The organism is Halanaerobium saccharolyticum subsp. saccharolyticum DSM 6643, assembly GCF_000350165.1.
GTDB classification, from domain to species: domain Bacteria; phylum Bacillota; class Halanaerobiia; order Halanaerobiales; family Halanaerobiaceae; genus Halanaerobium; species Halanaerobium saccharolyticum.
In genome coordinates this window covers 97,215-119,779 of record NZ_CAUI01000023.1, presented here as the reverse complement: position 1 = coordinate 119,779, position 22,565 = coordinate 97,215, and the positions used below count along the sequence as shown (strand labels likewise).

The following is a 22,565-nucleotide window of genomic DNA, read 5'->3' as shown; positions in this document are numbered from 1 at the left end:
AAACTAAAAATAGTTTCACTGTAAAATTATAAGGAGGTCAATTAATAATGTTTAACACAACAATTGTAGATGTTTATGCAAGAGAAATTTTAGATTCACGTGGTAACCCAACTGTAGAGGTAGAAGTAGTCTTAGAAGACGGTGTAATGGGGAGAGCAGCGGTACCATCTGGTGCTTCAACTGGTCAATATGAAGCAGTAGAATTAAGAGACGGTGAAGAAGATCGTTACATGGGTAAAGGTGTACTTAATGCTATTGAAAATGTTAATGAAGTTATCGCACCTGAAATAATTGGTTATGATGTTCGGGAACAAATTGAAATTGATAACCTGATGCGAGAATTAGATGGTACTGCTAATAAAGGCAAATTAGGTGCTAATGCTATTTTAGGTGTATCAATGGCAGTTGCTAAAGCAGCAGCAGAAGCTACAGGAACATTCCTTTATAACTATCTTGGTGGAATGAATGCTAAAACTTTACCTGTTCCAATGATGAACATTCTAAATGGTGGAGAACATGCTGATAACAATGTAGACCTTCAGGAATTTATGATTATGCCTGTTGGAGCAGTTAGCTTCCGTGAAGCAATGCAGATGGGTGCTGAAGTGTATCATAATTTAAAGAAAGTTCTGCAGGAAAAAGGTTTAGGTACAGGTGTTGGTGATGAAGGTGGATTTGCTCCTGATTTAGGTTCTAACGAAGAAGCTTTACAGGTAATTGTAGAAGCTATTAAAAAAGCAGGTTATGAACCAGGTGATGATTTCTATATCGCACTTGATCCAGCTGCAACAGAATTTTATAAAGATGGAAAATATGTATTAGCTGGTGAAGGAGTAGAAAAAACTTCTGAGGAAATGATTGATTTTTATGCTGAATTAATTGATAAATATCCAATTATTTCAATTGAAGATGGTCTTGCTGAAGATGACTGGGAAGGTTTTGCTAAGATGACTGCAAGACTTGGAGATCGTTTACAAATTGTTGGTGATGACCTCTATGTAACAAATACTGAAAGATTAAGCAGAGGTATTGAAGAAAAAAGCAGTAACTCAATCTTAATTAAGGTTAATCAGATTGGTTCCTTGACTGAAACTTTAGATACTATTAAGATGGCTACAAGAGCAGGATTTACTTCTGTTGTATCGCACCGTTCTGGTGAAACTGAAGATGTAACAATTGCTGATCTTGTTGTAGCAATGAATACTGGCCAGATTAAAACTGGTGCTCCTGCACGTTCTGAGAGAGTTGCCAAGTATAATCAGCTTCTAAGAATTGAAGAAAGTTTAGGAGATGCAGCTCAGTATGCAGGTAAAGAAGCATTTTATAACCTTAAGTAAAATTAATAAAAAATAATATTAACTAATTAAAAGGCTAAGTGGAGTTAATTCTCTACTTGGTCTTTTTTTAAAAAAAATTAACTTTACTTGAATCTTTTATAATAATAAAATATAATTGACTTATACTATCTAGAGGCTTTTGAAAGGAAAAACAAAATGAAAATTTCTGATTTTGCTATTTCTCGTTCTGTAACTACAGCAATGTTGATTTTATTAATTGTTATAATTGGACTTGTATCTTTTTCTAATTTGAAAATAGATTTGTATCCAGATATTACTTTTCCTGGTGCTGCAATAGTTACAACATATGAAGGGGTTGGCTCAGAAGAAATTGAAAATTTATTAACAAGGCCTATAGAAAGTGCTATTTCTACTGTAGAAGGGGTAAAAAGTATAAGTTCAATTTCCTCAGTGGGGCAGTCCACAGTTGTTGTCGAATTCAACTGGGGAACTGATATGGATTTTGCTGTGCAAAATTTAAGAGAACAAACTGATATAATTAGCAATGCTGTAATACCAGATGATGCAGATAGCCCTTTGATTTTTAAATTTGATCCTGCAATGTTGCCAATTATGATTTATGGTTTAAGTTCTGATGATTTAGAGTTATATCAATTAAAAAAAGAGATAGAAGATAATATTGCTCCGGAATTAGAAAGGTTACCTGGTGTAGCTCAGGTAAATATTCAGGGAGGACTCGAGCGCGAGATAATAATTTCTTTAGAAAGAGAAAAATTGAATTTTTATAATCTTGATCTTGACACAGTGAACAATATTTTGATAAATGAAAATTTAAATATTTCTGCTGGAGAAATTAAGCAGGGTAAAAAAGATTTATTAGTTAGAGCTGTTGGTAAATTTAATAGTTTAGATGATATTAGAAATATAAATATCCCAGTTGGTACTAGAGGAAGGTTAAAATTAGCAGAAATTGCAGAGGTTAAAGATGGCTTTGCAGATCCTGTTACAATTTCTCGCTCTAATCAAAAAGATAGTGTTGTTCTTTATATTCAAAAACAGACTGACTCTAATACTGTAGAAGTAGCAAATAGAGTAAGAGCTGAAATGGAAGAAATAAATGAAGATTATAATTCTTTAAATATTTTTCTAGGGTTTGATCAGTCCGAATTTATTCAAAACTCTATAGATAATGTAAGTCAGAATGCTGTATTAGGTGGAATACTTGCAGTAATAATTTTATTCTTATTTTTAAGAAATTTACGAAGTACTATTATTATTGGAACAGCTATCCCTGTTTCTATAATATCAACTTTCGTCTTAATGTATTTTGCAGAAATTAATTTAAATATTATTTCGTTAGGTGGACTTGCTTTAGGTGTTGGAATGCTTGTAGATAATTCAATTGTGGTCTTGGAAAACATATATAGATATAGAAGTATGGGAGAAGGTAAAATTGAAGCAGCTAAAGAAGGAAGTTCAGAAGTAGCGATGGCTATCGTTGCTTCAACAATGACAACTGTTGTGGTTTTTATGCCGGTACTATTTGTAGAAGGGTTAGCAGCAAGACTATTTAAAGATTTAGCATTTACAGTAGCATTTTCACTTTTAGCCTCATTAGTTGTTGCTTTAACATTAATTCCAATGCTTTCCTCAAAAATATTGAAACTGAGCCCGAAAGAATTTAAAAGACAGAAAAAGCAAGGGATTATTATTCGTACTTATAAAAAGCTTTTAAAAAAATCGTTAAAACATCGCTGGGTGGTTGTTTTGATTTTGATAATTGCCTTAGTTTCAAGTTTTATGCTGGTGCCAAAGATTGGTTTTGAATTTATGCCAGGAGCAGATCAGGGATCATTTTCAATTTCTTATAACTTACCGGTTGGTACTTCTTTAGAAGAATCAAATAGAGCGGCGTTTGAGATAGAAAAAATATTAGATGAGATACCTGAGGTTGAAATAATAATGACAACTGTTGGCACAACTGATATGATGCAGGGTATAAGCAGTGGTAATAGTGGTTCAATCAACGTAGATTTAGTAGATATATCAGAGCGAAACCGGTCTATAGATGATATTATGGAGGAAGTTAGAGCAAATGTTAAAATTCCTGATCTTAATTTAACTGTTGCCAGCCAGAGTGGTATGGGAGGACAAGAAAAACCGGTTAATATAAAGATTAAAGGTAATGATTTTCAGAAATTAAGAGAATATAGTGCCTTAGTTGTAACAGAAATAGAAGATATTGAGGGTTTAAGAGAAATAGAAGATAGTTTTGAAGTTGGCAGACCAGAACTACAGGTCAAAATAAATAGAGCAATAGCTTCAAGATTCTCTATTAATCTAAGACAAATAGCTGTTTCAATTAGAAACGCTATTAGCGGAACAGTTAATACTAAGTATGAAGTTGATGGGGAAGAATATAATATCAGAGTTCGAGTTGATAAAGAAGATTATGATTCTTTAAATTCATTATCTAATTTAAATGTAATTAATAATCAAGGAACAAAAGTTCCACTGACTAGAATTGCAAAATTTGAGCTAGTAGAAGGTCCTGCTGAAATATTAAGAATTAATCAACAGCGTTATGCTGAAATAACTGCAGATCTATTTGATAGAGATTTGGGTAGTGTAGTGAATGATATTCAACTGGAACTAAGTGATTTTGAATTAGCTGAAGGCTATGAAATTAGTTATGAAGGGCAATTTGAAGATATAAATGAATCATTTACTGGTTTAGCTTATGCATTTTTGCTATCGATTATTTTAATTTATATGGTAATGGCCTCACAGTTTGAATCATTAATTCACCCTTTTATAATTATGTTTACTATACCTCTGGCAATTATTGGGGTTATATTTGCGCTTTATATTAGCTCAAATATAATTTCGGTAGCTTCTTTGATTGGATTAATAACTCTTGCTGGAATCGTAGTAAATAATGGAATAGTTATGGTTGATTATATTAATCAACTGCGGAGAAATGGTAAAGAAAAGCTTGAAGCTATAATTACCGCAGGAACAGTAAGATTTAGACCGATTATGATGACTGCTTTAACAACAATATTAGCTTTAATTCCTATTGCTTTAGGAATTGGAGAAGGGTCTGAATTATCTCAACCAATAGGAATAGTAATTGTAAGTGGATTGAGTTTTGCAACTTTCTTGACCTTATTTATTATTCCGATCTTTTATTCGCTTTTGACTGATTTAAAAGAAATAATTATTTCTAAAATCTATGGTATTGATAAAGAAGAGGCTTCAAAAAAAATATAATGTCTTTTGATAACTTAAAAATATGGATATTATAAATAACAGATTATGATTTTTGGCTATAAATTATTGTATTTTTGGTGTTAATATGTTAAAATTAAACTTGTGCTGAATTATGGATATTTAGCAATATTTTACTTAACTATTTGGAGGTGAGATTAAAATGTTTGTACTTAAGATTTTACATTTTATTATAGCAATTGGAGTCATTGTAGGTGTTCTGCTGCAATCAGGAAAAAGTGCTGGTTTATCTGGGGCAATTGATGGTGGTGCTACCACTTTTTTTGGTAAGTCTGGAAAGAAGATGGAAGATAAGATCAGTAAAGCAACAACTATTGCTGCAGTATTATTTATGATTAATTCTCTGATTCTAGCTATATTTTAAACTTGATAATTAAGTAAGAATTGTTTAATAATTATATAATTAAGTGAAAAAGTATTTATAATAATAAATTATTTAATATAATAAAAAAATTTCATTAAATTTATATGCAATATATACCAAAATAAGATGCTGAAAAAATTAGCATTTATAAGAAATTAAAAAAATTAATTAATAAGGAGGTTGGTGCATGAATTTTTATACACCTTTAGCAGGTATAATCGCGTTAATTTTTGCTTTTATTCTTGCTGGAAAAGTTAAAAAAGAAAGTATGGGAACAGAAAGAATGGCAGAGCTATCAGATGCAATCAATGAGGGGGCTATGACATTTTTAGGTCGTGAATACAAGATGCTCTCAGTATTTGTTGCAGTTGTAGCGGTTATTATGACAGTTGTACCTAGTCTGGGATGGCAGTATGCAGCTTCATTTATTTTAGGTGCATTTTTCTCTGCTTTAGCTGGATTTATTGGAATGCAGATTGCGACTCAGGCAAATGCTAGAACAACTCATGCAGCTCGATCAGGATTAAATGCAGCATTAAAGGTTGCTTTTTCTGGTGGAACTGTGATGGGAATGTCTGTTGTAGGTTTAGGAACTTTAGGACTTGGAATTTTATATATGTTCTTTTCTCATAATGTAGAGTTTATTAGAGGTTTTGCTTTTGGAGCTAGTTCTATTGCTTTATTTGCCCGTGTTGGTGGTGGTATTTATACTAAAGCTGCTGATGTTGGTGCTGACTTAGTTGGTAAAGTAGAAGCTGGAATTCCTGAAGATGATCCTCGCAACCCTGCTGTTATCGCTGATAATGTTGGTGATAATGTTGGTGATGTTGCAGGTATGGGAGCAGACTTATTTGAATCATATGTTGGTTCAATTGTAGCTGCTATGACTTTAGGAGCTGCTTTAAGTGTAGATCATGTTTTACTGCCGATGTTAATTGCAGCTTTAGGAATTATTGCTGCTATTATTGGTACTCGTTTTGTAAGAGCTAAAGAAGGTGGGAATCCTGCTAAGGCTTTAGAAAGAGGAACAATGAGCGCTGCAGGTATTACTATTGTTGGAGCATATTTTTTAGTAACTTCTTTGACCGGTCAAATTGGTATTTTTATAGCAATCATTTCTGGTTTAGTTGCCGGAACTTTAATTGGTAGAATTACTGAATATTATACTTCTGAACATTATGGGCCTGTAAAACATATTGCTCGTCAGTCACAGACTGGTACAGCAACTAACATAATTAGTGGTTTATCTGTTGGTATGAGAAGTACCGCACTTCCAATTTTAGTTATTACAGTTGCTATATACCTAGCTTATAATTTTGCTGGACTTTATGGTATCGCAATGGCTGCTGTAGGTATGCTTTCTACAACAGGTATTACACTTTCTGTTGATGCTTATGGTCCTATTGCTGATAATGCAGGTGGAATTGCTGAAATGGCAGAACTTGATTCTTCTGTTAGAGATATTACTGATAAATTAGACTCTGTTGGTAACACAACAGCTGCAATGGGTAAAGGTTTTGCAATTGGTTCTGCTGCTTTAACAGCATTATCATTATTTGCAGCTTTTTCACAGGCAGTTGGCTTAGAGTCAATTTCTTTAACTAATCCTCAGGTTATTATTGGACTCTTCCTGGGAGCTATGCTTCCATTCCTATTCTCTGCTATTACTATGGAGGCTGTAGGTAAGGCTGCAGGAGAAATGATTGAAGAAGTAAGAAGACAGTTTAAAGAAATGCCAGGTATTATGGAAGGTACTCAAAAACCTGATCACAAAAAATGTATTGATATCAGTACAACCGCTGCTCTAAAAGAAATGATTTTACCAGGTCTTTTAGCTGTTGTAGTTCCAGTAGTAGTTGGAATCTGGGATGTACAGGCACTTGGTGGTCTTTTAGGTGGAGCACTTTCTTCCGGTGTCTTATTAGCTATTATGATGGCTAACTCCGGTGGAGCCTGGGATAATGCTAAAAAATATATTGAATCAGGAGCTTTCGGTGGTAAGGGTACAGATACTCATGCTGCTTCAGTTGTTGGTGATACAGTAGGAGATCCATTTAAGGATACGTCTGGTCCATCCTTAAACATTTTAATTAAATTGATGACTATTGTTTCACTTGTATTTGCTCCGTTATTCATGTAAAATTAATATAGTAGTAAAGGATTAATTACCCTCCTTGTAGTTTATACTACTTGGAGGGTTTTCTTTTAGAAAGGTAGTGTGTTTATGACTGAAGTAGATGATAAAATGTGTTTTGCTTGTGGGCAGGAAAATCCAATCTCATTAGGGTTAAAATTTAAAGAAACCGATGAAAATACAGTTCGAGGAGAATTTACTCCAGGTGAAAATCATCAGGGATATGATGGTATAATGCATGGGGGATTAATTGCAACTCTGTTGGATGAGGCAATGGCCTATGTTATTGGATTTAAAGACATACAGGCTTTTACGGCTGAACTTAATGTCAGATATAGAACTGCAGTAGAAATCGGTAAAAAATTAGAAATAATTGGGGAATATAAAGGCTCTAAAAAAAGTTCTATTGCTAATGTTTATTATACAGAGGCAAAAATTTTTGATGAAGAAGGTAATTTAAAGGCTAAGGCTGAAGCTAAATTTATGGAAGCTTAAATTATAATTAAAAATATTTATTACATAAATCTAAAATAATTATTAAGGAGGACTTTTAATGCAGAGAAATGAAGCTCTTGAATTGATGGAAGAAAATATTAAGCAGAAAAATTTACGCAAACACTGTCTGGCAGTTGAGGCGGTGATGGCTAAATTAGCGAATTATTTTGATAAGGATGAACAAAAATGGAGATTAGCTGGTTTACTGCATGATATTGATTATGAAGAGACTTCTGACGAGCCAGAAAAGCATAGTCAAATTGGAGCAGATATGCTGGCTGAAATGGGTATAGAACCTAAAATTGTTGATGCAGTTAGAGCACATAATGGAATGCACGAACTTCCCAGAGAAACTCTAATGGCTAAAGCCTTATATGCATCAGATCCACTAACAGGGCTAATAGTAGCCTCAGCCTTAATTCACCCCGAAAAAAAATTAAATGCACTGGATACTGAATTTGTTTTAAATCGATATGGGGATAGTTCTTTTGCTAAAGGTGCTGATAGAGATGTTATTGCTTCCTGTAAAGAAATGGATCTTGAGCTAAAAGAATTTATAAAACTTTCTCTAACTTCAATGCAGAATATTTCTGATGAATTAGGACTTTAGAATATAAAACAGAAATTCAAAAAGCCCATTATCACAAAAAGATTGGGGATGATTATTAATGAGTGCTAGAAGTGAATTATTAAAAAAGTTAAGAGAAGATGTACATCGTCCACTTAGTAAAGAAGAAATTTTCAATAAGTTTGACATAGCAAAAGAACAGCAGCAGATGTTTTCAGATTTACTGGATGATTTGATTAAATTAGGACAAGTATTCAAAAATTCTCAAGGCCTATATGGTGTACCTGAAAAATTTAATTTAATTGGTGGTAGAATTGAAAAAATTGCTTCAGGTAATGCTTTTTTAATTCCAGATGAGCCTGAGAAAGATGATATATATATTTCTTCAGCTAATATGAACGGGGCAATGCATAATGACAAAGTGTTTGTGCGACCGGTTCGTTCCAATAGAGGTAAAAGTCAGGCTGGAGAAGTTGCCGAAATTGTAGAAAGAGTTAATAAAGAAATTGTGGGTAATTTAGAAAAATATAAAAATTATGGTTTTTTAATACCAGATAACAAAAGAATATGTAATGATGTTTTTATTCCACCCGAAGCTTTAAATGATGCTCAAAATGGTCAAAAAGTGGTAGCAAAAATAACCCGCTGGCCTGAAAAAAATAGAAATCCTGAAGGAGAAATTGTTGAGATACTGGGTGATAAAGATGATGCTGGTGTTGATATTGAAGCGATCATTCGTCAACTTGACTTGCCAGGAGAATTTCCAGATAAAGTTTTAAAGGAAATTGAAAATATACCGGATCAGGTAAATGAAAATATAGTTGAAAAAGATGATGAAAGAGAAGATTTAAGGAATTTAAAACTGGTAACTATTGATGGTGCCGATGCCAAAGATTTAGATGATGCAGTCTCTTTAGAAAAGGTAAGTAATGATGTTTATAGATTGGGAGTTCATATTGCTGATGTAAGTCACTATGTAAGAGAAGAGAGTCCATTGGACAATGAAGCATATAAACGTGCGACCAGCATTTATCTTGTTGATCGAGTAATACCGATGCTTCCTAAAAAATTATCTAATGGCATCTGTAGTTTAAACCCTCAAGTAGATCGTTTAACTATGTCAGTTTTTATAGAATATAGATTAAGAGGAAAACATGGAATTGAAATTATAGATCATAAAATTACAAAATCAGTTATTAATTCTAACCACCGTTTAACTTACGATGAAGTACAAAATATTTTAGATGATGAACAGAGTTCTGAAAGAGAAAAATATGACGACTTTGTAGAAGAACTTGAAATGATGAATGAATTAAGAGATAGACTGCGCCGCAATCGTTTTGAAGAAGGTAGTATGGACTTTAATTTTACTGAAGTTAAAGTAGAACTTGATGAAGAGGGACATCCTATTAATTTAAAGAAAAGAAGCCATAGAGAAGCAGAGCAGTTAATTGAAGAATTCATGATTGCTGCTAATAGAATTGTTGCTGCGGAAATGTCATGGCGTGAGATGCCTTTCATTTACAGAGTACACGAAGAGCCTGATCTTGATAGAATGCAGCAATTTAATGAGTTTATTCATAATTTTGGTTATCGTTTAAAAGGAGTAAAAAATGGGGTTCATCCCCGGGCTCTACAAGAAATTTTAGAGGATGTAAGAGGAACAAAAGAAGAAAAAATAATTGAAACAGTAATGCTTCGTTCACTTAAAAAAGCAGTTTATTCTGAGAAAAATATTGGACACTTTGGCCTTGGAATTACTCATTATAGTCATTTCACATCTCCAATTAGACGTTATCCGGATCTCACCGCTCATAGAATAATCAAAGAAACAATTACTGAAGGTTATTTAAGTGAAGAGCGTCAGGATGAATTAGATAATCAGATTCCCCAAATTGCAGATCACTGTTCATTGCAGGAAAGAAGAGCAATGGATGCTGAAAGAGATTCAGTTGATTTAAAGAAAATTGAATTTATGGAAGATAAAATTGGAGAAGAATTTGAAGGTATTATAAGTGGAATCACTGGTTTTGGAATGTTTATAGAATTAGAAAATACTGTAGAAGGTTTGGTTCATATTAAAAATCTTCGTGATGATTATTATCACTATGATGAAGAAAAATATCACTTAATTGGAGAAAGAACTAAAAAGATTTATAGAATTGGTGATGAAGTTAAAATTAAAGTTACTAAAGTAAATAGAGATGAAAGAGAACTTGACTTTGAATTAATTGAAAAAATAGATTAGTAGAAATAATAGATTAAGGATGTGGTAGTCATGGCTAAAGCTAAGGATAAAGATATAGAGATTATAGCTAGAAATAAAAAAGCCAGACATGATTTTTATATAGAGGAAGTATATGAGGCAGGGATTATACTTAAAGGTACTGAAATTAAGTCAATTCGTAATCATCGGGTAAATTTAAAAGATAGTTTTGCTTTGGTGCAAAATGGAGAAGTTTATTTGCACAATATGCATATCAGTCCCTACAAAGAAGGAAATCGCTATAACCATGAGCCAGAGAGAAAGAGAAAATTACTGCTTAACAAAAGTGAAATTAGAAAACTCATTGGTTATACAACTCAAAAAGGTTATACCCTTGTTCCTTTAACTCTTTATTTAAAGAAAAACCTCTGTAAAGTGGAACTGGCAGTGGCTAAGGGTAAACAGCAGCATGATAAAAGAAGAGATATAGCTGAGAAAACAGCAAAAAGGGAAATAGAAAAAGCTTTTAATCGCCGTCAAAAAGGAGATTATTAAAAAAATTTGACATTTCCTGACCTTTAAGTTATAATAATTATGCAAAAGATAGATTTGAGCTATTCAGGGGGTGTTCTGGCTTCGCCTGGATGGTGAACCTTTTAGAAGCAAGCCGAGGAGTTCCTTTCACTCGTTAAACACTGGGAAAATAAAATTATCTGCAAACGATAATAATTACGCTTTAGCTGCCGCGTAGGCAGTTAACGCCTGAGCGGATCCTGTCTGTGGAGTCGTCTTAGGTGTCATACAAAACAGGCTAACCTTCTTCTGATGTCTGTAAGAAGAAGGGACATTTAACAGGCTGGCAGTAAGTAATCCAGTTCAGCGGAGTGCTTACTGTAAGACTAAATGCTGAACTACGCTTGTAGAAACTACTGGGTGAGCCATTTAGTACGTGGGTTCGACTCCCACCACCTCCACCAAAATTATATAATGATTTATAAACCAAGAACCTAACTATTATGGGTTCTTTTTTTATTTATAAATGCAGGAAATCACCTCAAAATCTTTAATATATATATAGTAGGAGAAATGAGGAGATTTGTATGTCAAGAAAGCAAATAAAAGATTTTGTTATGAATAATAAGGACAATTTGATAAAAGAAATAGTGGAAGAGCCGCTTTTACTAATGCCAGAATTAAAAGATTACTATAATGAAGTTCAAATTCAAAAAAGTGAGGATCACATTTCTGATATTTTAAACTATCTTGCCCAAGCGTTATTTGTGGACGAGGTTAATATTTTTTCAAATTACTACAGGTGGCTATACATAGTTTTAAAAGAACGAGGAATAGAAGCTAAACTTTTAAAAAATTATTTAATAGCAACAACAAATGTATTAGAAAGAAATTTAGACAAAAAAGAGTTTGCTATTATTAAAAGTTATTTAACTGCCGCAGATGTGAGTATCAATTCTTCTAAAAATCATTATGAGTCCTTTATAAAAGAAGATAATTTTTTGCATAAAGAAACAGATAAATATCTTAGTTTATTAATGAACATGGAACGAGAAAAAGCAGTTAGTTTAATTTTAGATTTAGCAGAGAGTGATATATTAATAGAAGATATTTACTTAAAAATTTTCCAACCTGCACAATATGAAATAGGAAGACTCTGGCAGCTTAACCAAATAAGTGTTGCACAAGAGCATTATGCAACTTCTGTCACTCAACTTGCTATGTCACAATTATATCCTAAAATTTTTACTTCTTTTGAGAAAGGGAAAAAAGCTTTAACTACCTGTATTGGTGCTGAACTGCATGAGCTAGGAATTAGAATGGTTGCTGATTTATTAGAATTGAATGGATGGGATACTATTCATTTAGGATCAAATACTCCACCAGCAGAAATTATAAATATTTTGAAAGAAAAAGAAATTGATTTATTAGCTCTTTCAGTTACTCTACCAAGACAGCTGGAAAAAACTAGTAATTTAATAAAGCTAATTCATAAAAATGACAAATTATCAAAACTAAAAATTATGGTTGGAGGAAGAATTTTTATGCAGAGTAATTATTTATGGCAGAAAATTGGAGCTGATGGATTTGCTGCTGACGCAAAAGAAGCAGTAAAGGTGGCTGATTCATTATTATGATTAGCAGAGACAGATTAACACATGGTCTTATTTTAAAAATTGATGAAGAAGGACAAATAAAAGAAATAGTTTTTAATTCACTAAAAGAAAAGCTTAATTTAAAAAATAAGAATTTCAGTAATTATATAGATGAAGGAAGTTTAAAAAAATACTTTTCTTTATTAGAAGAGGCTGAAAAAGATGATGTGGTTTTTGGAAGAGAAATGGACCTTAATTTAATTGGAAAAACTGAATCATATATTTTAACAGTTTTAAATAATCTTGATTCTGATAATATTATAATAGCTGCCAATCAATCAGAAGATATGATTAAATATTACGAAGAATTAATGAAAATTAATAATGAATATGTTAACAGTTTAAGATCTAACATCAAAGAAAATAAAAATAAAAACATACCAGCTAAAGATGAAGAAATATATAATGAGATGAGCCGATTAAATAACAAATTAGTTAATTTGCAGCGTCAATTGAACAAACAAAATTTGCAATTAAAAGCAGAGAAAGAAAAATATAGAGTTACTTTAAGCAGCATCGCAGAAGGTGTAATAACAGCAGATTATAAGAATAATATTGTTTATTTGAATTCTAAAGCAGAGAAGATGCTGGGGTGGTCATTAGATGATGCTAAAGGTAAAAAATGTAGGGATATTTTTAAGGTTTCCATAAAAAAAAATAATGGTCATGATTTAGAGTTGATAACTGAAGAAAACTCAGCTGTTGAGGAGGATATTGAGATTGATTTAGCTTCTCTCTTTCAAAAAAAAGAAGAAATTAATAATCAAGAAGCAATTTTAATCTCAAAAAACAACAATTCAATTCCAATAGAATTTTCTGCAGCAAAAGTAGTAGAAAATCAGGGTAAGGTGATTATTTTCAGGGATATCAGTGAGAGAAAAGACAATGAGCAGCGTTTAAGAAAATATGCATCTACTGATTTATTAACTGAGGTTTTAAATAGAAGGGCTGGTTTAGATTATTTACAGGAGGAAATGAATTTAGCTGAAGCAAATAATTTTACTCTTTCAGTTATTTTTATTGATGTTAATGATTTGAAATCAGTTAATGATAATTTTGGACATCAAGAAGGAGATAAGCTTTTACAGCAGGTAAGTAATGTTATGCAGAATTCATTAAGAAGAAATGATATGGTTGTAAGACTGGGCGGAGATGAATTTCTTTTAATATTACCCCAGAGTGATAAAGAAGCTGCTGAAAAAATATGGAATAGAGTTAGAGAAAAGCTTAAACAGTTATCAAAATCTAATGATAAGGATTATGAAATTTCAGTCAGTCATGGATCAGCAGAATATAGTTCTGATTATAAAAAGAGTTTAGATCAATTAATTAATAAAGCTGATCGTGCTATGTATGAAGAAAAGAAAAAAATGAAAAATAAAGATAGATAATGTAATATTTTTCAGGAGGGATTTTAATGCAGAAAGTTGAATTAACAACAATATTTTTAAATAATAGTATAGAAAACTATATTTTAGCTTTTAGTTTTTTAATAATAGTTTATTTTACTATTAGACTTTTCGATAAATTTTTATTAGAAAAAATGGATATCTTAATTAAAAAATTTTCTAGATCTTTTTCTCAGTTTTTAAAAAAGTTAATAAAAAAGAGAATTTATCCGCTGCTATATTTGTTAGCTATTTATTTTGCCTTCAGACAGCTAACAATTATATCCCAACTTGACAATTTTGTTAATTATTTTTTAATGATTTTAACTGTGATTTTAGTAGTTTTATCATTGAGCGATATTATAAGTTATAGCATAAAAAAATATTGGGGAAAAAAAGAAAGAAATGACGAACAGCTTAAAGTTTTAAATGTTACTTTATTTTTAATTAAAATTTTAATTTGGACTATTGCTTTAATTTTTGTAATGGATAATCTAAATATACAAATAACAGGTTTAGTTACTGGTCTTGGAATTAGTGGTATTGCGATTGCCTTTGCTGCTCAAAGTATTTTAACCGATTTATTTAATTATTTTACAATATTTTTTGATAAACCTTTTGATATAGGGGATTTTATTATTACAGGAGAATATAGAGGAACAATCGAGCATATTGGGGTGAAAACAACAAGAATTAGAAGTTTAAGTGGTGAACAGCTTATAATTTCTAATACAGATCTTGTTAATTCCAGAATAAATAATTACAAAAGAATGCAACAAAGGAGAATTAATTTTAATTTTGGTTTGACCTATGATACTCCATTGAGTAAATTAAAAAAAGTTCCCGGAATAATAGAAGAGACTATTAAAAATATTGATAAAACAGAATTTGATAGAGCTCACTTTGCAGAATTTGCAGCATCTAGTTTGCTATTTCAGGTTGTTTATTATGTTAAAGATAGTGATTATAAGGTTTATATGGGGATTCAACAAGAAATTAATTTTAAATTAAAAGAAAAAATGGAAGAATTGGGAGTTGATTTTGCTTTTCCAACCCAAACTATTCATTTTGGTAATAAAGAAAATTTAAATAGTAATTTTAAAAATATTCAGGAGTTGAATTTTGAAGAGAATAAAAGTTAATTGAATCAAAATAGCAAAAACTTAAATAAGGAGAATTAAAAGATGTTAATTGCAAGCTGTGAAATAAAATTATATTTACCTGGCGCGGCTACTTTAAAAGACAAAAGAAATATTATAAAAAGTCTGCTGCAGAAAAGCAGAAATAAATTTGATTTTTCTGCAGCAGAAGTAGATGCCCAAGATTATATTCAGACTGCAGTAATTGGGGTAGCAGTGGTTGGAAATGACTATAATTATTTACAGAGTAGAATGGATAAATATCTAAACTTTATTGAATCTTTTCCTGAATTTTCAGTCACAAATTATGAAGTGACAATCAGCTGATAGTTCTTCTTTGCTGATTAAAGAAGCAGCTTCTTGATCAAGCAAAACAGTTATTTCAGGGTGAGTTTGAAGTAAAGATGCTGGAACTTTAGTTGAAATTTTACCACTAACAGTATCTTTTATTGCCTCAGCTTTATTTTTTCCACTTGCCAGCAGTACAATTCTATCAGCTTTTAAAATAGTGGCCATCCCCATGGAAATAGCTTTTTTAGGTACTTCTTCTTTGCTATCAAAATATCGGCTGTTGGCTGCTATAGTTTCCTCGGTTAGATCTACAACCTCAGTTGCTACATTTAAGCTTTCAGCAGGTTCATTGAAACCTATATGTCCATTTGATCCAATACCTAGAATTTGTAGATCGATTCCACGTTCTTTTTTGATAGATTCTTCGTAATCTCTACATTCCTTATTAAAATCTTCTGCACTTCCATCTGGAATATGAATATTTTCTTTTTTTATGTTTATTTTGTTAAAGAAGTTATCGTACATATAATAGTGATAGCTATTTGGATGTTCTGCTTTTAGTCCACAGTATTCATCAAGGTTAAAACTTTGGACTTCACTAAAATCAACTTCATTTTGTTTATACATTTCAATTAACTTCTCATACATAGCTAGAGGAGTAGCTCCTGTTGCTAAACCTAAATTACTATCAGTTTTTAAAGTGATTTGACTTGCAACCATTAAGGCCGCTTTTTTGCTCATTGCTTGATAATCTTTTTCTACAATAATTCTCATTTTAACACATCCTTTTAATTTTCATAACAAGTAATTTTGTTATTATTCTAAATCAAATTTAAATTTAAATTTATAATTATCATTTCTATAATAAGCAGAAGTATATTCTATAATTTCATCATTTTCATCCCTGCTTATTTGTTCAAAATATAAGCCCAGCATTCCTTCTTTAACTTTCATTTTTTTTGCAACCTGATCATTTAAAATGACTGCTTCAATTTCCGCTTCAGCATTTTTGAGTTTAATATTATATTTGTTTTTAATAAGTTTAAAAAGAGAATTATTTTTAAGGTCTTCTTGTTTTAGATTAGCAATTTTTTTAGTTGAAAGATAAGTTTTTTCTAGTAAAAATGGTTTATTTTCTATCAATCTCAATCTTTCAAATTTGAAAAATTCATCATTTTCTTTAAAATTAAGTTTTTTAGCTATTTTTTTATCTTTAATTTTAGAAAAATCCAAAATTTTATTTTTGTAGTTTAATCCCTTTTTTTCCATTTCTTTAGTAAAACTTGAAAGGGGTGAGATGCTGTAACTTTCTTTATAATTAGAAACAAAAGTTCCTCTACCCTGTTTTTTAATTAAATAATCATTATTGACTAAGATATCAACTGCCTTTTTGACAGTCATTCTGCTAATATTATGATATTCTGCTAGTTCTCGCTCTGAGGGGATTTTTTCGCCAACCACAATTTCTTCGTTTTTTATTGCTTTTAAAATGCTTTCTTTTAATTGATAATAAAGTGGTAGGGGGCTATTTTTATTAATTTCTTTCATATTTTACCTCCTGATAAGGAATATACAACATGTGGACTATACCAATTATAATATAAAAAAGTATTATTTTCAACCCTTTTGTTGTGATAAGAATTAATTTTGATATTAAAATTCAAAAATAATTCCGATTATAGCTGCAGCTGCTATATAAATTACCGGGTGTTTTTTGAATTTCCTGATAGAAACAAGTATAATAATTAATAATAATAATGATTTATAATCAAAGAAATTTTTTAGATTATTATTTAACTGAAGTTTATTTAAGTCAAAAATTCCACCACTTGCTAGTTCAAAAGCAGCAGAGGCAATTAATCCTGCTACTGCAGGTCTAATACCACTAAAGGCAGATTCAACCAGTGGATGCTGATTAAATTTTTGAAAATAATGAGCTATAATTATTATAATAATTACTGAGGGAGCAGCGAGTCCAATTGTAGCTATGACACCTCCTGCAATACCAGCAGTATTAAAGCCGATGAAGGTTGCAGTGTTAATCCCTATTGCTCCAGGAGTTGATTCTGAGACAGCAATCATATTTAATAACTCTTCAGCAGTCATCCAGCCATATTTTACTATTAAATCCTGCAGAAAAGGAAGCGCTGCTAGGCCACCACCTAGAGCAAAAAGGCCTACTTTGAAAAATTCTAAAAATAGTATTAAATATATCATAATTAATCACTTTCCTTAATTTGATTCTGATAATTTTCATAAGCGGTTTGTAAATTACCACGTAAATATTGAATCAAAACACCGGCGGCTGCTGAACCTAAGATAACAAACACTGGTGATATATCAAATAAAACCAGTAGTAAAAATGCAAGTATAAATAAAAGGAAACTAAATTTACTTTTATCAGATTTTTGCCACATCTTTATAACAATATCAATTATTAAAGCAACTACAGCAATTTGGATAGCTGTAAATGCGTGTTGAAAAATACTAATTTCTTGAAAACGCTTAAAAAATGAAGCAATAAAGGTTATAATAATAAGAGAAGGCAAAATAAAACCAGTAGTTGCTGCTAGAGCACCTTTAACTCCCTGCAGGCTATAGCCAGTCATTGTGGCGGTATTAACTGCAATGATTCCAGGTGTACTCTGACCAATTGCGTAATAATTATAAATGTCTTTTTCTTGGATCCAGCCAAGATTATCAACTAGTTCTCTTTTTATAATTGGCAGCATTGCATAGCCACCCCCAAAAGTAAAAGATCCAATTTTAAAAAAAATGAAGAAAATTTTAATTATTTTTTTCACTGTAGTTTCAACCTCCGCTAATATTATAACACATTAGAAAAAGCATAGCTAAAAAAAGTAAAATAATTGATAATATCCCATTAAACGGCCTTAATAAAGAGGATAATAAATTTTTTTAGAGAATAGATATATATAGACTTTAATTATTTATGAAATTGAAAGGAGGTTTTTCTTATGGCAGAAATAGTAGGGATTATAGTAATAGTTTGGGCCCTTGTTTACTTTTTTGATAGAATGGCTCCATAAGAAAAAATCTAAGGGAGGAATATTATATTTCTCCCTTATTTTTCATAAAATCAGAAAAATAAATATAAACTAATAGGAGAGTAATGATGTCAAATTTTAAAGAAAGTCTAAAGATTATATTTTTATTAATAAAAAAAGATTTAAAAGAATCACTTAAAAATAGAACAGCAGTTATGATAATTTTACTACCACTTTTTGCTTCTTTAATGTTTTCGTTAGTCAGCTCTCAACAGTTAATTAGAAATTTTGAACTTGGGATTAGTGGGCAGGATACAGAACAATTCCAAAGTTTTATTAATCAAAATTTTAGAAACTTTTCTATTCAGGAATTTCAAGATATAGAAGCTGGAAAGTCTGCTACAGCAGCTGGTAGTATTGATGCTGTAATACATTATAAACCACGGCAAGAAAGTTTAGAAAAAAAATATCAAATTTATTTAGACAGTAGAGATACAGTTAATTTTTTTATTTTAAAAGAAAATATTTCGGATTTATTAACTACATATCATAATATAGATAGTGGCCCAGATTTTAAATTTCAAGCTGCTGCAGATTTTAAGGTAAGTAGTTCTATTTTACCAGTTTGGTTAACTGTTACAATTACAATGATTGGTCTAATGCTAATTTCTGCCTCTTTATCTGAAGAAAAAGACAACAAAACACTAGCTGCTTTGCTGGTAACTAAGGTAAATATTTATCAAATAATTGCAGCTAAAACCTTATTTGCCTGGATTTTGTCTTTAATCACATCAATATTAATGGGGTCTTTAAATGGAGTTTTAGCAATTAGCTTTAAAAGATTATTCTTAGCCTTTATAATAATTACCATAGCATCTTTTGTATTTAGTGGTTTGGGGTTAATTATTAGTCTTTTTACTGATAGTCAATCTTCTGCTAGATCAATATCAACAGTTATTTATTTCCCAATTATTTTTCCAGCTTTAGTAGCAGATGTTTCTCCATTAACTCAGAGACTTGCTTTATTTTTTCCTACTCATTACCTTTATCAGGCTTTAGATAAAGTTTTGGTTTATCAAGGTCAAAATAGTAGTTTATTTATGGAAATATCGTCTTTAATATTATTTTCTTTTATTTTTTATTTAATTATTATGCTTTATATAAGAAAGGCTGATTCTCTTGTTGAATAAAAAAACTATATTTTTTACTATATTTGTTATATTATTCTTATCACCTTTGGCTCAGACAGAAGGATTTGACAGCCCTAAAGCTTTTACAGAATATATTTATGAAAACTATTCTGAAGAAAATTTTTCTGAAGTGTATAATAATTTTGCAGCAGAATTAAAAAGAGAACTGGAAAAAAAGATTTATTTGGATTTTCAAAAGGAAAATTTTGAAAAATATGATCTCGAATATACTGATATTAAAGTCGGTGATGCTAAAGAAATTGAATTTAAGGAGGTCAAAGATAAATTCGATTATGCAGTAGATTTTGGAAATTATTATATGCTGCAGGTGGAATATTTATTAAAATTCAATCATTTTGGTAGTCGAGAAAAAAATTCTGAGAAGATGGTTTATGTGAGAAAAATTAATGATGATTTTCAAATTTTTTGGGATTATCAAAATGCTTTAGATGATGATAAAGCTTTAAATAGAGATGATGAGAATGAATGAAAAAATAATCAATATAAGTGAACTAAAAAAAAGTTTTTCAGGTTTTAAAGCTTTACAGGGGATTAATCTTCAGGTTGAAAAAGGAGAAATTGTGGGTCTTTTGGGTCCTAATGGTGCAGGTAAAAGTACTACAATTAAGATTTTAACCGGTCTTTTAAATTCTGATTCTGGAACTGTTGAAATTATGGGAGCAGAAATTAATAAAGGAATTCCTGTTTGGATAAAAGAGAAAATTGCTGTTGTTTTTGAAGAAAGTAATTTATATATTAGGTTAAATGCAATGGATAATTTGAAATTATTTGCGGGAATTAATAATATAAATAATGAAAAAATTGAAGCGCTGCTTTCCGAATTTGAGCTCCAGGATGTTTCAAAAAAAGAAGTTAGAAACTTTTCTAAAGGTATGAAAAAAAGATTAATGATTTGTCGAGCATTATTGTCAGATCCCGAAATTTTAATTTTAGATGAGGCGACCGGTGGTTTAGATCCAATTTCTGCAGAAATAATAAGAAAAAAGGTTCTTGATTTCAAAAAAGAAGATAAGACAGTAGTTTTAAGTACTCATTATTTAGAAGAGGCTGATAGGCTTTGTGATAGAGTAGCATTTATCAATGAAGGCCGGGTCATTGCAGTTGATAAGCCTTCAGCTTTCAAAAATAATCTTAAAGAAAAACATTTAGAAATTAAGTTTATAAACAATCAAAATATAAAAAATTCAGATCTGAAAAAATATTTGGAAAAAATTTTAACAGAAGCTGATTATTACAGTTTGGATTCAGAAATTATAATTTTGAGATTAAAGATTAATCAAGATCTTTTTAAGAAAGCAGCTTTTGTTTCAAAGAAATTAAAATTAATTGATTTCAATAAAAATGAAGCTGATTTACAGCAGGTTTTTAAGAATTTAAACAATTAGATTTGAGATAATGCCTTGATATTTGGGAGGGATAACATGAATAAAATTTCACCGCGATTTGATTTTCTTTTTAATAATTTGAATAAAATTTCCTACTTTTTGATTGATCCCACCCATTTTGGAGCTGTTAATGAAAAAATGGCTGAATTTTGTTCTTTAAATATTTCAGAGATTGAAGGGAAGCCAATATCAGTTATTTTAGACGATCATAAAATTCCAGCTGTAAAAAAATTTAATGAGGAAATTTTTGAAAACGGTTTGCGTAGTACCGCTGAAATTGAGATTGAAATAGGGGATGAACAAAAAATAATAAAAGTAGATACTATTCCTCATCATAATTTAGAAGGTGAAGTTGACTTTTTGCTTTGTTTAGCAGAAGATATTACTGCTGAACTTGAAAAAGAAAAAAAGTTTTATAAAAACAAAAAAAGATATAGAAGTATTTTTAAAAAAGCACCTTTGGCATTTGTAGTTTCAAACAGGGAAACAAATATAATTGATTGGAATGATAAAGCAGAAGAAATATTTGGCTGGAAAAAAGAAGAAGTGATAAATAAAAACTTTAATATAATTGTAGAAGAACAATCTTATTCTGATATTACAGAGCTTATAGAAAATGTTTTTGAAGGAGAAGAAAGCTATAATATAAATAAAAATATAGCTAAAGATGGCAGTGAACTTTTTTGTGAGTGGAATACTGCTCTGATTAAAGATAGAAATAATAAAATACTTGAAATTATATCTATTGCGCAAGATATTACTGAAAAAATTAATATACAGAAAAGAGTTGAAAGTCAAAAAGAAGAACTAAGATATAGTGAATTGAGAACTCAGTTTTTTGCTAACATTTCTCATGAGTTAAAAACCCCACTAAATTTAATTTTTTCTAGTCTGCAGTTATTAGAATATAAGCTTAAAAATACTCTTTCTGATGATACTTATCAATTTGATAAGTATTTATCTTCAATTAAAAACAATGGATTTAGGCTGCTGCGTTTAGTTAATAATCTAATAGATATAACTAAAATTGATGTTAATACTTTTCAACTTAATCGAGGTAATTTAGATGTTATAAAACTTGTGGAATCTGTTGCTGATAGTACAAAAGATTATTTAGAAACTAAAAACAGAAATTTTCGTTTTGAGAGTGAAGTTAGTTCTCAAATAATGGCCTGTGATCCATTTAATATAGAAAGAGTAATTTTAAATTTAATTTCTAATGCTGTAAAATTTACTTCGGAGGGTGATGAAATCTTATTAACAATAGAAAAAAAGGATAAAAATATAATAATATCTATCAGAGATACAGGTATTGGAATAAAAAAGGAAAATCAAAATATAATTTTTGAACAGTTTAGACAGGTTGATCAAAAATTCAATAAACAAAGAGAAGGCAGTGGCATAGGACTTTCACTTGCAAAATCAATTATAGAGATGCATGGGGGAGAAATAACTTTAGATAGTATATATGGTATATACAGTCGATTTAATGTTTGTTTACCAATTGAAACAATAGATGAAAAAAATGTAGAATTAGAAAGCTATTATGCAGATAGTCTTTTAAATAAAATCGAATTGGAATTTAGTGACATTAACAACATCTAAATATAAGGAGGAGG

General features: G+C 30.4%; 20 protein-coding genes and 1 other RNA gene. 17 read left to right on the top strand and 4 right to left on the bottom strand.

Annotated features, from left to right (window positions below):
* Positions 1–47 precede the first annotated feature (47 nt).
* From eno to HSACCH_RS10685, 13 genes are all read left to right on the top strand, one after another.
* Positions 48–1,337: a phosphopyruvate hydratase gene (eno, locus tag HSACCH_RS10740; RefSeq protein ID WP_005489803.1), complete on the top strand. Its 1,290-nt coding sequence runs from the start codon at positions 48–50 to the stop codon at positions 1,335–1,337.
* 156 nt (positions 1,338–1,493) lie between these two features.
* Positions 1,494–4,571, top strand: a complete 3,078-nt coding sequence (locus tag HSACCH_RS10735; protein ID WP_005489802.1) for an efflux RND transporter permease subunit — start codon at positions 1,494–1,496, stop codon at positions 4,569–4,571.
* A 160-nt stretch (positions 4,572–4,731) separates the two neighbouring features.
* Positions 4,732–4,953 carry a preprotein translocase subunit SecG gene (gene secG, locus HSACCH_RS10730; protein WP_005489801.1) on the top strand — a complete coding sequence of 74 codons (222 nt, stop codon included), beginning with the start codon at positions 4,732–4,734 and terminating at the stop codon, positions 4,951–4,953.
* A 187-nt stretch (positions 4,954–5,140) separates the two neighbouring features.
* Positions 5,141–7,093, top strand: coding sequence for a sodium-translocating pyrophosphatase (locus tag HSACCH_RS10725; protein ID WP_005489800.1), 1,953 nt, complete (start codon positions 5,141–5,143; stop codon positions 7,091–7,093).
* Between the two features lie 84 nt (positions 7,094–7,177).
* The gene (locus HSACCH_RS10720) at positions 7,178–7,582 is read left to right on the top strand and encodes a PaaI family thioesterase (RefSeq protein ID WP_005489799.1); all 405 of its coding nucleotides are present in this window, start codon (positions 7,178–7,180) and stop codon (positions 7,580–7,582) included.
* A gap of 58 nt (positions 7,583–7,640) precedes the next feature.
* A complete protein-coding gene (locus HSACCH_RS10715) occupies positions 7,641–8,192 on the top strand; it encodes an HDIG domain-containing metalloprotein (protein ID WP_005489798.1) in 552 nt (183 codons plus the stop codon).
* A gap of 58 nt (positions 8,193–8,250) precedes the next feature.
* Positions 8,251–10,398 (top strand): ribonuclease R, encoded by a 2,148-nt coding sequence (rnr, locus tag HSACCH_RS10710; protein WP_005489797.1) that lies wholly within the window; start codon positions 8,251–8,253, stop codon positions 10,396–10,398.
* 30 nt (positions 10,399–10,428) lie between these two features.
* Positions 10,429–10,911 (top strand): SsrA-binding protein SmpB, encoded by a 483-nt coding sequence (gene smpB, locus HSACCH_RS10705; protein ID WP_005489796.1) that lies wholly within the window; start codon positions 10,429–10,431, stop codon positions 10,909–10,911.
* 66 nt (positions 10,912–10,977) lie between these two features.
* Positions 10,978–11,333: a transfer-messenger RNA gene (gene ssrA, locus HSACCH_RS13800) on the top strand.
* A 123-nt stretch (positions 11,334–11,456) separates the two neighbouring features.
* Positions 11,457–12,506, top strand: coding sequence for a cobalamin B12-binding domain-containing protein (locus HSACCH_RS10700; protein ID WP_005489795.1), 1,050 nt, complete (start codon positions 11,457–11,459; stop codon positions 12,504–12,506).
* Positions 12,503–13,915, top strand: a complete 1,413-nt coding sequence (locus tag HSACCH_RS13615) for a sensor domain-containing diguanylate cyclase (RefSeq protein WP_005489794.1) — start codon at positions 12,503–12,505, stop codon at positions 13,913–13,915. The genes HSACCH_RS10700 and HSACCH_RS13615 overlap by 4 nt, the downstream gene beginning before the upstream one ends.
* Positions 13,916–13,941: 26 nt before the next feature.
* Positions 13,942–15,054 carry a mechanosensitive ion channel family protein gene (locus HSACCH_RS10690; RefSeq protein ID WP_005489792.1) on the top strand — a complete coding sequence of 371 codons (1,113 nt, stop codon included), beginning with the start codon at positions 13,942–13,944 and terminating at the stop codon, positions 15,052–15,054.
* Between the two features lie 42 nt (positions 15,055–15,096).
* Positions 15,097–15,378, top strand: coding sequence for a DUF503 domain-containing protein (locus tag HSACCH_RS10685; RefSeq protein ID WP_005489791.1), 282 nt, complete (start codon positions 15,097–15,099; stop codon positions 15,376–15,378).
* Here the strand turns inward: HSACCH_RS10685 and nagB are convergent.
* From nagB to HSACCH_RS10665, 4 genes are all read right to left on the bottom strand, one after another.
* Positions 15,346–16,116 (bottom strand): glucosamine-6-phosphate deaminase, encoded by a 771-nt coding sequence (gene nagB / locus HSACCH_RS10680; protein WP_005489790.1) that lies wholly within the window; start codon positions 16,114–16,116, stop codon positions 15,346–15,348. The genes HSACCH_RS10685 and nagB overlap by 33 nt on opposite strands.
* Before the next feature lie 42 nt (positions 16,117–16,158).
* Entirely contained in the window at positions 16,159–16,890 is a 732-nt protein-coding gene (locus HSACCH_RS10675; RefSeq protein WP_005489789.1) for a GntR family transcriptional regulator, read from the bottom strand.
* A gap of 105 nt (positions 16,891–16,995) precedes the next feature.
* Positions 16,996–17,559, bottom strand: coding sequence for a chromate transporter (locus HSACCH_RS10670; RefSeq protein ID WP_005489788.1), 564 nt, complete (start codon positions 17,557–17,559; stop codon positions 16,996–16,998).
* A gap of 2 nt (positions 17,560–17,561) precedes the next feature.
* Entirely contained in the window at positions 17,562–18,146 is a 585-nt protein-coding gene (locus HSACCH_RS10665) for a chromate transporter (RefSeq protein ID WP_005489787.1), read from the bottom strand.
* A 332-nt stretch (positions 18,147–18,478) separates the two neighbouring features.
* Between HSACCH_RS10665 and HSACCH_RS10660 the strand changes: the two genes are divergently transcribed.
* The 4 genes from HSACCH_RS10660 to HSACCH_RS10645 are packed head-to-tail and all read left to right on the top strand — an operon-like array spanning position 18,479 to position 22,551.
* Positions 18,479–19,540: an ABC transporter permease gene (locus tag HSACCH_RS10660; RefSeq protein WP_005489786.1), complete on the top strand. Its 1,062-nt coding sequence runs from the start codon at positions 18,479–18,481 to the stop codon at positions 19,538–19,540.
* A gap of 46 nt (positions 19,541–19,586) precedes the next feature.
* On the top strand, positions 19,587–20,030 hold the full coding sequence (locus HSACCH_RS10655; protein WP_005489785.1) for a hypothetical protein: 444 nt from the start codon (positions 19,587–19,589) through the stop codon (positions 20,028–20,030).
* Positions 20,023–20,946: an ABC transporter ATP-binding protein gene (locus HSACCH_RS10650; protein ID WP_152416028.1), complete on the top strand. Its 924-nt coding sequence runs from the start codon at positions 20,023–20,025 to the stop codon at positions 20,944–20,946. Before HSACCH_RS10655 ends, HSACCH_RS10650 begins: the two co-directional genes overlap by 8 nt.
* Before the next feature lie 36 nt (positions 20,947–20,982).
* Entirely contained in the window at positions 20,983–22,551 is a 1,569-nt protein-coding gene (locus HSACCH_RS10645; RefSeq protein ID WP_005489782.1) for a sensor histidine kinase, read from the top strand.
* Positions 22,552–22,565 lie beyond the last annotated feature (14 nt).

Bases quoted from the DNA above. Each gene is read 5' to 3' on its own strand.
- HSACCH_RS10645 (WP_005489782.1), top strand. From the start codon at position 20,983: ATGAATAAAATTTCACCGCGATTTGATTTTCTTTTTAATAATTTGAAT.
- nagB (WP_005489790.1), bottom strand. From the start codon at position 16,116: ATGAGAATTATTGTAGAAAAAGATTATCAAGCAATGAGCAAAAAAGCG.
- HSACCH_RS10725 (WP_005489800.1), top strand. From the start codon at position 5,141: ATGAATTTTTATACACCTTTAGCAGGTATAATCGCGTTAATTTTTGCT.
- HSACCH_RS10735 (WP_005489802.1), top strand. From the start codon at position 1,494: ATGAAAATTTCTGATTTTGCTATTTCTCGTTCTGTAACTACAGCAATG.
- rnr (WP_005489797.1), top strand. From the start codon at position 8,251: ATGAGTGCTAGAAGTGAATTATTAAAAAAGTTAAGAGAAGATGTACAT.
- HSACCH_RS10720 (WP_005489799.1), top strand. From the start codon at position 7,178: ATGACTGAAGTAGATGATAAAATGTGTTTTGCTTGTGGGCAGGAAAAT.
- HSACCH_RS10660 (WP_005489786.1), top strand. From the start codon at position 18,479: ATGTCAAATTTTAAAGAAAGTCTAAAGATTATATTTTTATTAATAAAA.
- smpB (WP_005489796.1), top strand. From the start codon at position 10,429: ATGGCTAAAGCTAAGGATAAAGATATAGAGATTATAGCTAGAAATAAA.
- HSACCH_RS10700 (WP_005489795.1), top strand. From the start codon at position 11,457: ATGTCAAGAAAGCAAATAAAAGATTTTGTTATGAATAATAAGGACAAT.
- HSACCH_RS10670 (WP_005489788.1), bottom strand. From the start codon at position 17,559: ATGATATATTTAATACTATTTTTAGAATTTTTCAAAGTAGGCCTTTTT.
- eno (WP_005489803.1), top strand. From the start codon at position 48: ATGTTTAACACAACAATTGTAGATGTTTATGCAAGAGAAATTTTAGAT.
- HSACCH_RS13615 (WP_005489794.1), top strand. From the start codon at position 12,503: ATGATTAGCAGAGACAGATTAACACATGGTCTTATTTTAAAAATTGAT.
- HSACCH_RS10650 (WP_152416028.1), top strand. From the start codon at position 20,023: ATGAATGAAAAAATAATCAATATAAGTGAACTAAAAAAAAGTTTTTCA.
- HSACCH_RS10715 (WP_005489798.1), top strand. From the start codon at position 7,641: ATGCAGAGAAATGAAGCTCTTGAATTGATGGAAGAAAATATTAAGCAG.
- HSACCH_RS10685 (WP_005489791.1), top strand. From the start codon at position 15,097: ATGTTAATTGCAAGCTGTGAAATAAAATTATATTTACCTGGCGCGGCT.
- HSACCH_RS10690 (WP_005489792.1), top strand. From the start codon at position 13,942: ATGCAGAAAGTTGAATTAACAACAATATTTTTAAATAATAGTATAGAA.
- HSACCH_RS10675 (WP_005489789.1), bottom strand. From the start codon at position 16,890: ATGAAAGAAATTAATAAAAATAGCCCCCTACCACTTTATTATCAATTA.
- secG (WP_005489801.1), top strand. From the start codon at position 4,732: ATGTTTGTACTTAAGATTTTACATTTTATTATAGCAATTGGAGTCATT.